Source organism: Bradyrhizobium sp. BRP23 (assembly GCF_020194135.1).
In the GTDB taxonomy this organism is placed as follows: Bacteria; Pseudomonadota; Alphaproteobacteria; order Rhizobiales; family Xanthobacteraceae; genus Bradyrhizobium; species Bradyrhizobium yuanmingense.
In genome coordinates this window covers 70,922-83,539 of the sequence record NZ_JADYVW010000017.1, presented here as the reverse complement: position 1 = coordinate 83,539, position 12,618 = coordinate 70,922, and the positions used below count along the sequence as shown (strand labels likewise).

11 protein-coding genes and 1 pseudogene are annotated in these 12,618 nt (G+C 65.1%); 3 read left to right on the top strand and 9 right to left on the bottom strand.

Features of this window, described 5'->3' with window-relative positions:
* Positions 1–54 precede the first annotated feature (54 nt).
* A complete protein-coding gene (locus I6F24_RS32215; RefSeq protein WP_036044931.1) occupies positions 55–729 on the top strand; it encodes a Crp/Fnr family transcriptional regulator in 675 nt (224 codons plus the stop codon).
* 11 nt (positions 730–740) lie between these two features.
* On the opposite strand, the gene I6F24_RS32210 is transcribed toward I6F24_RS32215, so the two are convergent.
* The 5 genes from I6F24_RS32210 to I6F24_RS32190 form a co-directional block, all read right to left on the bottom strand.
* The gene (locus I6F24_RS32210; protein WP_225114559.1) at positions 741–959 is read right to left on the bottom strand and encodes a DUF433 domain-containing protein; all 219 of its coding nucleotides are present in this window, start codon (positions 957–959) and stop codon (positions 741–743) included.
* Between the two features lie 80 nt (positions 960–1,039).
* Positions 1,040–4,186, bottom strand: coding sequence for an efflux RND transporter permease subunit (locus tag I6F24_RS32205; protein ID WP_036030634.1), 3,147 nt, complete (start codon positions 4,184–4,186; stop codon positions 1,040–1,042).
* A complete protein-coding gene (locus I6F24_RS32200) occupies positions 4,186–5,115 on the bottom strand; it encodes an efflux RND transporter periplasmic adaptor subunit (protein ID WP_036015974.1) in 930 nt (309 codons plus the stop codon). The genes I6F24_RS32205 and I6F24_RS32200 overlap by 1 nt, the downstream gene beginning before the upstream one ends.
* A gap of 158 nt (positions 5,116–5,273) precedes the next feature.
* Positions 5,274–5,945 carry an OmpA family protein gene (locus I6F24_RS32195; RefSeq protein ID WP_036015976.1) on the bottom strand — a complete coding sequence of 224 codons (672 nt, stop codon included), beginning with the start codon at positions 5,943–5,945 and terminating at the stop codon, positions 5,274–5,276.
* A gap of 147 nt (positions 5,946–6,092) precedes the next feature.
* Positions 6,093–7,661, bottom strand: coding sequence for a caspase family protein (locus tag I6F24_RS32190; protein WP_074448076.1), 1,569 nt, complete (start codon positions 7,659–7,661; stop codon positions 6,093–6,095).
* Positions 7,662–8,010: 349 nt separating this feature from the next.
* Between I6F24_RS32190 and I6F24_RS32185 the strand changes: the two genes are divergently transcribed.
* A complete protein-coding gene (locus tag I6F24_RS32185) occupies positions 8,011–8,817 on the top strand; it encodes an N-acyl homoserine lactonase family protein (RefSeq protein ID WP_036030645.1) in 807 nt (268 codons plus the stop codon).
* A gap of 90 nt (positions 8,818–8,907) precedes the next feature.
* Here the strand turns inward: I6F24_RS32185 and I6F24_RS32180 are convergent, their stop codons facing one another.
* The 4 genes and pseudogenes from I6F24_RS32180 to I6F24_RS32165 form a co-directional block, all read right to left on the bottom strand.
* Positions 8,908–9,258 carry a hypothetical protein gene (locus I6F24_RS32180; protein WP_036030648.1) on the bottom strand — a complete coding sequence of 117 codons (351 nt, stop codon included), beginning with the start codon at positions 9,256–9,258 and terminating at the stop codon, positions 8,908–8,910.
* Positions 9,259–9,296: 38 nt separating this feature from the next.
* Positions 9,297–9,461: pseudogene (locus I6F24_RS32175) on the bottom strand (MarR family transcriptional regulator); the annotation flags it as partial.
* A gap of 37 nt (positions 9,462–9,498) precedes the next feature.
* Positions 9,499–10,218 carry a methyltransferase domain-containing protein gene (locus I6F24_RS32170; RefSeq protein ID WP_036016344.1) on the bottom strand — a complete coding sequence of 240 codons (720 nt, stop codon included), beginning with the start codon at positions 10,216–10,218 and terminating at the stop codon, positions 9,499–9,501.
* Positions 10,219–10,307: 89 nt separating this feature from the next.
* Entirely contained in the window at positions 10,308–10,841 is a 534-nt protein-coding gene (locus I6F24_RS32165; RefSeq protein WP_074448086.1) for a MarR family transcriptional regulator, read from the bottom strand.
* Between the two features lie 111 nt (positions 10,842–10,952).
* On the opposite strand from I6F24_RS32165, the gene I6F24_RS32160 reads away from it, so the two are divergent.
* Positions 10,953–12,611 (top strand): FAD-dependent oxidoreductase, encoded by a 1,659-nt coding sequence (locus I6F24_RS32160; protein WP_036031355.1) that lies wholly within the window; start codon positions 10,953–10,955, stop codon positions 12,609–12,611.
* Positions 12,612–12,618 lie beyond the last annotated feature (7 nt).

The window sequence follows — 12,618 nt, the reverse complement described above, 5'->3', positions numbered from 1 at the left end:
TGCCAAGACGATTTGCCAAGAGACGATGACCAGCACGTTCACAAGGACATTGACATGAGCAAGCAGGCCGAATTTGCGGTCATCCTGAAGATGAACCCGATGTTCGCCGATCTCGGCGCAGACGAGCTCCAGCGGCTGTCCAATCTCTGCCACACCCAGCATTTGGCCAGCGGCGAGGTGCTGTTCCAGAAGGGCGATCCCGGCAATGCGCTGTTCGGCGTGCGCCGCGGCCAGGTCCGCATCGAGACCGGCGCCGCCGACGGCAGCCGGCTGACGCTGAACTTCATGGGGCCGGGCGACCTGTTCGGCGAGGTCGCGGTGCTGGACGGCCAGAACCGGACGGCGGACGCGACCGCGGGCGAGGCCAGCGAATTGTTCGTGCTGCGGCGCGAAGACTTCCTCGGCTTCCTCGAGCGCGAGCCCAAGGTCGCGATCAAGATCATCGCGCTGCTGTGCCAGCGCATCCGCTGGCAGAGCGAGCGCATGGAAGAATCCATGCTGCAGCCGCTGCCGGTGCGGCTGGCGCGGCGGCTCTGCGCGCTCGCCGCCGATTTCGGTTCCGAGGTCCATATCTCGCAGGAGCAGCTCGGCGTCTTCGTCGGCGCCGCCCGCGAAAGCGTCAACCGCCAGCTCCAGGCCTGGCGCAAGGAAGCGATCCTCGATCTCCAGCGCGGCCGGATCCTGCTGCGGAACATGACCAAGCTGACCGCGATCGCGCGGAACGAGTAGGGCGAGCAGTTTCACTCTTGCTCGGCGGGTGGAGACAGATCGACGGCTAGATCCTCGGCGAGGAACGCCGCGTATCGCAGTGCCTCATCGATGTCCTCGCGCTCGAGATACCGATATTCATTGAGGATCGATTCGCGCGTCTCGCCGGCCGCCAGCAGGCCGAGCAGCCGCGCAACCGGAAAACGCAGCCCGCGAATGCAAGCTTTGCCAGTGCAGACGGCAGGGTCCATCGTGATGCGCGAAGGCCATGCCATAGGCTAGCGGACGCAAACGACTTGCGCCACCGTGGGCTTCCAAGCTGGCGTGGACCCTACTCCGCCGCGGGCCGTGCGACGCTCGTCACCGCCGGCCTGGCTTCCGCCTCCGCAGCCCCATGATGGTCCGTCTCCGCATCCTCGCTGTGCACGATCAGCCGCTTGGCGAAGCGCCAGATCAGGGCGCCGAAATCGTCCATCACCATGAACATCGCGGGCACGAACACCAGCGACAGGAGGGTCGAGAAGATCAGGCCGCCGATCACCGCGAGCGCCATCGGCGAGCGGAATTCGCCGCCGGCGCCGACGGCCAGGGCGCTCGGCATCATGCCCGCGGCCATCGCGATCGTGGTCATCACGATCGGACGGGCGCGCTTCATGCCGGCGTCGATCATGGCCTCTTCGCGCGGCGTGCCGGCCTTGATGGACTCGATGGCGAATTCCACCAGCATGATCGCGTTCTTGGTGACGATGCCCATCAGCATCAGGATGCCGATCCACACCGGCGTGGTGAGCTGCTTGCCGGTGACGAGCAGGGCCGCGATCGCGCCGCCGATCGAGAGCGGCAGCGAGAACAGGATGGTGATCGGCTGCAGGAAGGTGCCGAACAGCAGCACCAGCACCGCATAGACCATCATCAGCCCCGCCGTGATGGCGGTCGCAAAACCCTCGGACAATTCGTTCAGGCTTTCGGCATCGCCCGAGGGCGAGACCTTCACGCCCTTCGGCAGGGTCTTCATGACCGGCAGGTCGTAGATCTTCTTGGTGGCATCGCCGAGCGCGGCGGAGCCGACGAGGTCGGCGGCAACGGTCGCCTGCCGTTCGCGATCGTAGCGGCCGATGCTGGTCGGACCCTGGTCGAGCTTGACGTCGGCGATGACCGAAAGCGGCACGCCGCCCTTCTCGCCGCGCTCGCCGAGCGGCACGCGGAGCTGCTCCAGCGTCTTCAGATCGCCGCGGGCGGCGTCCTCGAGCTGCACGCGGATCGGCACCAGGCGGTCGCCGACGTCGAACTTGGCGAGTGCCGGTCCGACGTCGCCGATGGTGGCGACACGGATGGTCTGCGACAGGCTTTCGGTGGAGACGCCGAGCCGTGCGGCGAGATCGGCGCGCGGCTCGATGCGCAGTTCGGGGCGCTCCAGCGAAGTTTCGGAGATGACGTTGGCGATGGTGGGAATGCGCTTCATCTGCGTCGCAAGCTCGCTCGCGACGTTGTTGACGATGTTGGGGTCGACGCCTGTCACCACCAGCGAGATCGCGCGCAGGCCGTTCTCGTCCAGGAACCAGAAGCGGATATCGGGAACGTTCTCCAGCTCCTGGCTGATGGAGAATTCGAGCTCGCGCTGGGTGATGTCGCGGCTGTCCTTGGGTGTGTAATTGATGATCAGGGCGGCGCGGCGCACCTCCTGGGTGCCCGGCGGGACGCGGCCGCCGTCGACGAAGATGCTCTTGACCTCGGGCCGCTTGCGCAGGCGCGCGACGATGTCCTCGGTGACCTTCTCGGTGTAGGCGAGCTGGGTGCCCGGCGGCAGCTCGAGCGCAAGCAGCGAGCGCGCGCTGTCCTGGGCCGGCAGGAAGCCCTGCGGCAGCAGCGTGATGCTCCAGATCGAGGCGGCGAAGACGCCGAGCCCGATCAGCACCGTGATGAAGTAGTGCTTCACCGACCAGGCAACGATGCGATGATAGGAGCGCAGGATGGGACCGGGCGGCGGCTCCTCGTGCGTACTGTGCTTGAGGAAATAGGCGGCCAGCACCGGCGTGACGAAGCGCGCGGCGAGCAGCGAGAAGAACACCTGCACCGAGACGGTGATGCCGAACTGCTTGAAGAACTGTCCGGCAATGCCCGACATGAAGCTCGCGGGCGCGAAGATGGCGATGATGGTCAGCGAGATCGCGATGACGGCGAGGCCGATCTCGTCGGCGGCCTCGAGCGCGGCCCGGTAGGGCGACTTGCCCATGTTCATGTGCCGGACGATGTTCTCGATTTCGACGATGGCATCGTCGACAAGAATGCCCGTCGAGAGCGTGATGGCGAGGAAGCTGACGAGGTTCAGCGAGAAGCCGAGCAGGTCCATCGCCCAGAACGCCGGGAAGATCGACAGCGGCAGCGAGATCGCGGCGATGATGGTGGCGCGCAGGTCGCGCAGGAACAAGAGCACGATGATCACGGCGAGGATGGCGCCTTCGAAAAGGGTCGAGATCGCCGCGTGGTAATTGCCGTTGGTGTATTCGACCGAGGTGTCGATCACCTTCAGGTCGACGTCGGGATAGGCCGCTTTCAGCGCGTCGATGCGCTTCTGCACGGCCTCGGCCACCTTCACGTCGCTGGCGCCCTTGGAGCGCTTGATGCCGAGCGCGACCACCGGCTCGCCGTTGAAGCGGGCGAAGGTGCGGCGGTCGGCGATGGTGTCGGTGACGGTGCCGAGATCGTCGAGCCGGACCTCGCCGCCGCCGAACAGCGGGATCATGGTGCCGGCGAGATCGCCAAGCGTCTTGGCGCCGGCGAGCGTGCGGATCGCCTGGTCGTTCTTGCCGATCTCGGCGCGGCCGCCGGCGACGTCGACATTGGTGCCGCGCAGGCTCTGGCTGACATTGACCGCGGTCAGGCCCATCGCCTGCAGGCGATCGGGATCCAGCGAGACCAGGATCTCGCGCTCGACGCCGCCGATGCGCTCGACCTGGGCGACGCCGCGCACGCCCTGCAGCGCGCGCTTGACCACGTCGTCGACGAAATAGGAGAGCTGCTCCGGCGTCTTGCCGGGCGAGATCGCGGCATAAGTCACGATCGGCAGGCCGATGACGTCGACGCGCTGGATCAGCGGCTCGGTGACGTTCTGCGGCAGGTTGGAGCGCACGCGCGTCACCGCGTCCTTGACGTCGTTGAGCGCGCGATCGGTGTTGGTCTCGAGCGCGAACTGGATCGTGGTGACCGACAGGCCGTCGGTGATCGACGAGGTGATGTGCCTGACGCCCTCGACGCCGGAGACCGCGTCTTCAACCGTCTTGGTGACCTGGGATTCCAGTTCGGCCGGTGCGGCGCCGAACTGCGACACCGCCACCGAGATCACGGGGATGTCGGCCGAGGGCAGCCGTGTGATCGCAAGCTTGGTGAAGGACACCCAACCCAGCACCAGCAGGATGATGGAGAAGACGATCGACGGCAGCGGATTGCGGATCGACCATGCCGAGATATTGAGAGCCATCAGCGTACCCGCGTGCGATCGAGTTCATCGGCGAACATGGTCTTGATCTGGTCGCCGTCATGGAGCGAAGAGCCGGCGTCGGCCACGACGATTTCGCCGACCTGCAGCCCTTCCAGGATTTCCGTCGCGCTGTCGGACGACAATCCGACCCGCACCTTGCGTGTCTCGACGACATTGCCCTTGACGACCTGCACCGTGAGGTGATCGATCGCGGTCTTCGGGATCGAGACGCCGCAGCTTCGCTTGGCGTCGATCGAGGCGCGAGCGAACACGCCGACCTTGAGCGAGGGGTTGTTGGCGACGCTGATGCGGACCCGCCCGAGTTGCGTGGCGCGGTCGATCTCGGGTGCAACCAGCCGGACCCGCCCGATCAGGTCGGGCGCATCGTCGCGGCTGATCCGCACGGTGGCGCCGGAGGTGAGCTTGGACATGTGCACCGCCGGAACCTGGGCGTCGAGCTCGATCTCGTTGTTGACGGCGATGCGGAACATCGGACCGGCCTGCGGCGAGGCCGGCGCGCCGACGATGGTGCGGACTTCGGTGACAAGGCCCGGCGCGGGGGCTTTCAGCGAGATCGGGCCTTGCGGGCCGGGCCGCTGCGGCTGGCCCGGAATCTGCGGCGGCGCGGTCAGGCGCGCTAGCTCCTGATTGTCGGCGACGATCGTGCCCTCGGTGACCAGGAGGTCGGTGACCCTGGAGCCTTCCTGATCGGCAACGACCACCGCCTCGCGGCGCGGTACGAAGAAACCGGTCACCCGCACCAGATCGGAGAAGCAGGCATTGGTTGACTTCGTCACGATGACGAGCGCCTCGCTTTGCGTCTCCTTCGGCTCGGGACGCTTGCGATGCTCGAACAGATAATAGCCGATGCCGAGCGCGGCGACGAACAGCACGGTTCCGGCCGGCTTGAGGTATTCAGTCAAATTCATCGCCGGATCATCCTGACCTGGCTCACGGCCATCCGCGCGAGGCCCAAACGGAGCGCTTTTCTGACATGAAGCGGCGTCCCGCAAGGCTGCGGGACGCGCTTTGGAAACGAGACCTTACACGACATCACGACTTGTCACTGGCAATGGATTCGTCGTGCTCACTTCGATGCGGTGGTCTTGTTTTCCATGTTGACGACCTGCACGCGCCGGTTGGCCTCCGCCAGCGGCTGGTTCGGGTCCTTGAGCTTGCTCTTGCCGTAGCCGACGGTGACGAGATCGGTCGCGGAGATGCTGTACTTCTCGACCAGGTAGCGCTTGATCGAATCGGCGCGACGCTCCGAGAGGTCCTGGTTGTAGGCTTCGCCGCCGGCGGCGTCGGTATGACCGGCGACCACGAAGGTCGAGCCCTTCAGATCCGGGCTGGTCAAGGCGCGGCCGAGCGCCTGCACCGAGGGCAGCGACTTGGCGCTGATATTGGCGGAGTTGTAGTCGAACGTGATCTCGAGATCGATGTTCGGCTTGTCCTTGGCGGCCAAGGCGATTTCCTCGCGCTCGGTCGACGACAGCGAACGCGTCGAGCGGCCGCGCACCGACTGGATCAGCTTGGAGTCGGTCGCGCTCGGTGCAGGGGCGGTCTGCGGACCGATCGAGAGGCCGCGCGTCAAGGGCTTCTTCGGCGCCGGCGCCAGCGCGCGGACGATCTCGTCCTCGGTGACATTCTTGCTGTTGCCGTCATCGCCCGCATATGCGGCCGAGGTCGGCAGCGACAGCGCGGCGCCGACGGTGATGATGGACAGAATCGCGGTAAGCCAATTTGCAGCCGATCTCATTCCCAGTCCCTCCTGCGCAGCCAGCTCACGTGCTCTCAAAATTCAAGCAACACGCCCCCGAAAAAGCCTGTTGCGGCATCCGCCCATTGGTCTTCCCAGGGCTGTTCAAGGTTCGAGCCTTGGACGGGGGCCCGACTCAAAAAAATACTAGCGCACTCCGTAGCTTGCGAATTCCTGAACGATGTTCGGATCCATCGCCTTAGCATTGGCGATGTCCAGCGCCCCCTCCTGGGCCGAGCCGTTGCGTTGCTTGGCAAGGCCGCGTCCGTAGAGCGAGGACGTCAGGCGCGGGTTGATCTTCAGGGCCGCGTCGAAATCGGCGATCGCATTCTTCACCGCGCCCGACTTGAGATTGACGAGCCCGCGGCTGTCCAGTGCATCGACGAAGTTCGGCCGCAGCCGCAGCGCCTCGTTGCAATCCTTCAGCGCGGCCTGGAGGTCGCCGACCACGGTGCGGGTCCAGCAGCGGTTGTTGAGGGCCTCGACGTCCTTCGAATTGATCCGGAGGGTGTCGTCGAAATCCTTGATGGCGAGGCTGTAGGCGCCCTTGCTGGCATAAACCTGGCCGCGGCGGTACAGCGCGTTCACGTCGTCAGGGTTGGCGGCAATCTTGGCAGTCAGGCTCTTGATCGTGGGATCGTCAGCCAGGGCGGCAGCGCTCGGCCCACCGTCCGTGCTCGGCGCAGGAACGGGATCAACCGGCTTCACCGGCGGTGGCGGCGGGGGCAGGGCGGCCTCGATCTGCGGCCTCGGCGTGGGAGCAGGCGCGGGCGCCGGTGCCGGCGCCGCGACTGGAGCCGCAGGTGGCGGAGGCGCAGGAGCGGGAGCCGCAGCCGCGCTGTCGGCCGGCTTCGGCGGCGGCGGTGGTGTCGGCGGTGCGGGAGGGGCGGGCGGCGGGTTGTTGGCGACGACGGCCGGCGCGGCGGGAGGCGCGGGCGGCGGCGTTGCCGGACGCGATCCGCCGGCGCCCGGAATGAACGAGAAATCTTCGGCCAATGACGAGGAAATCCACGGCACCTGCTCGCCGCGCGAGGCGCGGGTGACGCCCATCTTGGTGCGGTTCAGCGTCTCCTCGGCCATCAGGTCGGGAACGCGGATTTCCTTCAGCAGCTCCTGAACGAACAGGCTGCGGTCGCCGCCGGCGTCCGAGACCACCGAGGCCAGTGCCGCCGAGTACATCACCAGCGTGCCGTTCGGGGCGATCACCGGGGTCAGGCCCGCTGAGAAGCTGCGGAACCGGCGCTCGAACGGGTTGCGCCTGGACGCATCGACCAGCGCGATCTTGACGCCGGCGCCGCGGGTGTTGAGCTCGCCGAGGACCGTCTCGAGGCTGAAGCCATCGCGGCGCACGTCGGACTCGGTCCAGATCTGCGCATCCACCGGCAGCAAATAGCTCTGGCGCGCGGACTGGATGCCGAAACCTGAGAAGAACACCAGCGCGACCGAGCCCGGCTTGATCTTGCCGTAGAGCTTGTCGAAGGCGCGGCGCATGGCGTCGCCGGTCAGATTCTCGCCGAGCTCGACCGAAAAGCCGTCGCGCTTGAGCTCGTCGGCGACGGCGCGCGCATCGTTGATCGGTTCCTTCAGCGGGGCATCCGCATCCGGATATTTGGCGTTGCCGATGACCAGCGCAAAACGGTCGCCGGCCGCAAGCGAGGGGGCCGTCGGGACGAGCGAGATCAGCAAGGGCAGAAGAAAAAAGAAGCGAATTTTCATAATCAGCGCGGTCCAGCCAAAAGGCGCCGTTCCAGCTTGCGCCGCGGCGACCTTAACTTACGCTTACCTCATTATCAAACCGGGGACGGAGGGCGTCAACCGCTTGGAGATTCGACCTTATCCCGATGATGGACCGCAGCGGATGGGCATGCCGCGAGAGGAATGGATGGGGTTATCATGACGGTCCTCGGTACCTCGATGCTGTCCGGCGGACCTTAGCGCAGCCAGGGCGGGTGAAGACGTGATCGATCTCACATTGCAGCCGCGCCTCCGGGTTTGACCTTTCCTGCCGGTGGTGGCTTGGTGTGCGCGATCGTCCAAGATCCAACTCTAAAAAAAAGCGAGCCCCATGGGAAACGTCTACGAGATCTACGCCCTGCGCTATGCGACGATGTCGCCGCGCACCCCCCACATGAACTTCCTCGTGCCCGACCCGCATGACAGCGCGGCGCAGGACCTCGATTATTTCGTCTGGCTGATTCGCGGGCACGGCCGCGACATTCTGGTCGATACCGGCTTCAACGCCGAGGAGGCGAGCGCGCGGGCGCGCAAGCTCACGCTCAATCCCGTCGATGCGCTGGAGCGTTTCGGCGTTTCGGCGTCAGCCATTCGTGACGTCATCGTGACACATCTGCATTACGACCATGCCGGCAATCTCGACCGCTTTCCCAACGCGCGCTTCCATCTGCAGGAGCGCGAGATGGCCTACGCGACCGGACGCTGCATGTGCAACGGCCTGCTGCGCCACCCGTTCTCGGTCGAGCATGTCACGCTGATGGTGCGCCACGTCTATGGCGAGCGCGTCACCTTCTATTCCGGCGATGGCGAGGTTGCTCCCGGCGTGACCGTGCACCGCGTCGGCGGCCATTCCGACGGCTTGCAGGTGGTGAAGGTCGAGACCGCGCGCGGCGCCGTGGTGCTGGCCTCAGATGCCGCGCATTATTACGCCAATCTGCAGCGCAAGAGCCCGTTCCCGATCGTTTATAATGTCGGCGACATGGCGCAAGGCTGGGACACGATCGAGCACCTCGCCGGCCATCCCGACAGGTTCATCCCCGGCCACGATCCGATCGTGACCGAGATCTATCCGCGCGCCAGCGATGAGGTCGATGCCTGGGCGCTGCATCTGCCGCCGACGCGGTCGTTTGCGAGGTGATGGTGTCGCCGTCATTCCGGGTTCGCCGCTCTGCGGCGCCCCGGAATGACAGCTCGTAGGATGGGTTTCGCTGGCGCTCTACCCACCAGCTCAGTTCGGGGCGTTCAGGAGGTCGTGTAGACCAATGGCCTGTTGATCGTTGAGCAAGATCCGCTTCGCGCCAACATAAGTCAGCTCGAACCGTCCCGCTTCGTCGTCAATGGTTCGTACGCCATCGAGCACTGCAAGAAGCCCGAACAGCGCTTGATGGACTGATGTCGCGATCACGCGATTAACGTTATCAGCGTCTTCCGGTCGTAGGCCGTTGTACCAATCCGAGCACGCCCGCTCTCGGAGCGGCACACTCCTACCCGGAGGGTTCTTCAGACCGGCTATTGTATCTTCGATTGCGGCATCCTTCACATAGCGCTTGATGGCTTCAACGAATTCTTGGCTATTCATTTCGCCTCTCATCTACTAACCGCTCGCGACAGCCTGCCCTAATACGCCTGCTTGGCGTCGGCCTCTTCGCTGGTCTGGATCAGATCGAGGCTCTGCTCGATCTTGCCGAGCAGGGCCGAGAGCTGCTTGCGCTCCTGCGCCGAGAGGCAGGCGAGGATCTCGTCCTCTCGCCGCAGCAATTGCGGGAACAGCTCCTCGTAGAGTTCGTCGGATGGGTTGAGACGGGAGGCGGGCGCGATGTCAACGAGCACCGGCAGGATCCCCGCAAGCAACGATATCGTGGGGAGATTTTCGAGCCGCTAGCTCCGGAGGAGAGAATACCGCCAGGTATCCTCCGCCCCCTGCGAGCTTATATGTGGCGATCTCGCGATAGTCGACGGCGGTCAACTCGCAGCGCAAGAGCTCAATTGGCGTGCCATGCTTCGACGTCGGAAGCTCAAGATCGACAATTCCGACCCGCGCACCTTGCTTCAAGGCGGACGCAAGATTGTAGAGAAAGGCATAGGGTTGGGCTATCTCGTGATACATATGCACAAGGATTGCGGCGTCCAGCGAGGAAGCGGGCAGACGCGGGTCGTGTGGTTCGCCGAGCGCGAATTGCACGTTTGTCAACTTCAGAAGTTTTGTTCGCCTGGCGAGTTCGACGAGGTAATCCCGCGTGACGTCCTGGGCAACGACAGAGCCGGCGGATCCGACGAGGTGCGAGAGCCTGACCGTGTGGTAGCCACTGCCTGCTCCAATGTCGCCGACAGTCATCCCTGGTTTCAGTTCAAGAGCGCGTGCGATTTGACCGGCCTCATTGAGGGCGTCGCGGCGCTCTTCGGCGGAGCGGCGCGGGCTGACGATCCGTGCGACAGGACGCTGCGGTGAGGGAAACTCGTTTGCCGCGACTCCAGGGGGAGCCAGATAACCTATGTCAGCGGCGTATGCGCGAGTTGCGGCAAACGCCACAAGGAGCATCGCTATATACCTCGCTGCCGTCACGGTCCTACCAAGTTTTCTCAACCGGGCTCCCAAAAGCTGACGTCTGCGCCTTATGGGTGGGCGCCCTAATACGCCTGCTTCGCATCCGCCTCTTCGCTGGTCTGGATCAGATCGAGGCTCTGCTCGATCTTGCCGAGCAGGGCCGAGAGCTGCTTGCGCTCCTGCGCCGAGAGGCAGGCGAGGATCTCGTCCTCTCGCCGCAGCAATTGCGGGAACAGCTCCTCGTAGAGCGCGCGGCCCTTTTTCGTCAGTTGCAGGCGGAATTCGCGGCGGTCGGCTTCGTTCTCGACCCGCTCGATCAGGCCGTCGCTGAGCAGCGCCGTCACTGCGCGGCTGATGGTGGATTTGTGCGTGCGGGTGCATTGCGAAATGTATTGCGCGCTGCAGGCATCATTGCGGAAGCCGAGCGTGGCGATGACGCGCCAGGCCGGAATGTCGAGGCCGTGGCGTTCCTGATACTCGACCGACAGCGCGGAACTGACCTCCGCGGCGAGCCGGTTGAGGCGGAACGGCACGAACCTGAACAAATCGAGCCGCGGCTTTGGCCGCTCGTCGGCCGCACGCGCCTTGAGCGCGATGTCGCTGGATGTCCTCGCCAAGGAGAGCGCCTCCGAATTCCAGTTGACGGCCGGCCGGCTCCGGTCCAAAATAGTTGCACGTGAGACTATCTAGCAGATCGATCCTGTCCTGACCAGAGCCGAGGTTCGTGTATGGCGCCGGCCAATACCCCTCACGCCGAGACCGCTCAAGCTAAGACCGCTCAAGCCAAGACCCAGTTCGGCTACCGCCGTCACCCCGATCAGGACCGCCCCGGCTCGAGCCCCGCGGCGCATCCGGTCGTGATCGTCGGCGCGGGCCCGGTCGGGTTGTCGCTGGCGATCGATCTTGCCCAGCGCGGCCAGCGCGTCGTGCTGCTCGATGATGCCGACCGCATCGGCGAGGGCTCGCGCGCGATCTGCTTCTCGAAACGCTCGCTGGAATATTGGGACCGGCTCGGCGTCGGCGACCGCATGGTCGAGAAGGGCGTGGTGTGGAGTGTGGGGCGGATCTTCCATGGCGAGTCGCAGCTCTACCAGTTCAATCTCCTGCCCGAAGACGGTCACAAGCGGCCGGCCTTCATCAATCTCCAGCAATATTACGCCGAGGCCTATCTGGTTGATCGCATCAACGAGCTGCCGGAGATCGACCTGCGCTGGCGCAACAAGGTGACAGCGCTCGAGCAGCGCAACGAATCCGCGCTGCTGACGATCGAGACGCCCGAGGGCGCCTACCGCCTGAATGCGCGCTATGTCGTCGCCTGCGACGGCGCGCGCTCCTCGCTGCGGCAGATGGTCGGGGCGGAATTCGCCGGCCAGATCTTCGAGGATCAGTTCCTGATCGCCGACGTCAAGATGACCGCGGAATTTCCGACCGAGCGCTGGTTCTGGTTCGATCCGCCGTTCCATGCCGGGCGTTCGGCGCTGCTGCACCGGCAGCCCGACGATGTCTGGCGCATCGATCTCCAGCTCAATCGCTATGCCGATCCGGTCCTCGAGAAGAAGCCGGAAAACGTGCGGCCGCGGATCGCGCGCATGCTCGGCCATGACAAGTTCGAGTTCGAGTGGATTTCGCTCTACAAATTCCAGTGCCGGCGGATGGACCGCTTCATCCATGGCCGCGTCATTTTTGCCGGCGATTCCGCGCACCAGGTCTCGCCCTTCGGTGCGCGTGGCGCGAACTCGGGACTCGAAGACGCGGAGAATCTGTCCTGGAAGCTCGACCGCGTGCTGCGCGGCAAATCGCCTGCGAGCCTGCTGGAGAGCTACCATCTCGAGCGCAGCATGGCGGCCGACGAGAACATCCGCGAATCCACCCGCTCGACCGACTTCATGGCACCGAACTCGCATCAGGAGGCGCGGTTGCGCAAGGCGGTGCTGTCGCTGGCCAAGGAAACCGAGTTCGGCAAGCGCATGGTCAATGGCGGTCGGCTGTCGGTGCCGTGCAGCTACGATACGCCGCTGTCCTCGCTTGATGCGGATACGTGGCGGGGTGGACCGCCGCCCGGCGGTTCGATGCTCGACGCGCCCGCCGCAACGTCCGCCGGCGAGCCGATCTATCTGACGGATGCCTTCCGCAAGGGTGGAACGGATTTCACCTTGCTGTCGTTCAGCAATGGCGCGCCGATCGATGCGCCTGATGGTATCAAGGGCATCCGCATTGGCGGCGACGGTGAATTTGCCGATCCCTCGGGCCTAATCGCAAAGCGCTACGGCGCCGTGCCGGGTGCCGCCTACCTGCTGAGGCCCGACGGTTATGTCGCGGCGCGCTTCCGTCATCCGACGCGTTCGGCGATCGCGGCGGCGCTGGCGCGAGCCGAAGGTTTGTATTGAGGTCTGG

Excerpts from the sequence above, each read along its gene's own strand:
- I6F24_RS32180 (WP_036030648.1), bottom strand. The coding sequence starts at position 9,258 with ATGAATAGCCAAGAATTCGTTGAAGCCATCAAGCGCTATGTGAAGGAT.
- I6F24_RS32195 (WP_036015976.1), bottom strand. The coding sequence starts at position 5,945 with ATGAGATCGGCTGCAAATTGGCTTACCGCGATTCTGTCCATCATCACC.
- I6F24_RS32205 (WP_036030634.1), bottom strand. The coding sequence starts at position 4,186 with ATGGCTCTCAATATCTCGGCATGGTCGATCCGCAATCCGCTGCCGTCG.
- I6F24_RS32190 (WP_074448076.1), bottom strand. The coding sequence starts at position 7,661 with ATGAAAATTCGCTTCTTTTTTCTTCTGCCCTTGCTGATCTCGCTCGTC.
- I6F24_RS32210 (WP_225114559.1), bottom strand. The coding sequence starts at position 959 with ATGGACCCTGCCGTCTGCACTGGCAAAGCTTGCATTCGCGGGCTGCGT.
- I6F24_RS32160 (WP_036031355.1), top strand. The coding sequence starts at position 10,953 with ATGGCGCCGGCCAATACCCCTCACGCCGAGACCGCTCAAGCTAAGACC.
- I6F24_RS32200 (WP_036015974.1), bottom strand. The coding sequence starts at position 5,115 with ATGAATTTGACTGAATACCTCAAGCCGGCCGGAACCGTGCTGTTCGTC.
- I6F24_RS32185 (WP_036030645.1), top strand. The coding sequence starts at position 8,011 with ATGGGAAACGTCTACGAGATCTACGCCCTGCGCTATGCGACGATGTCG.
- I6F24_RS32170 (WP_036016344.1), bottom strand. The coding sequence starts at position 10,218 with ATGCTCCTTGTGGCGTTTGCCGCAACTCGCGCATACGCCGCTGACATA.
- I6F24_RS32215 (WP_036044931.1), top strand. The coding sequence starts at position 55 with ATGAGCAAGCAGGCCGAATTTGCGGTCATCCTGAAGATGAACCCGATG.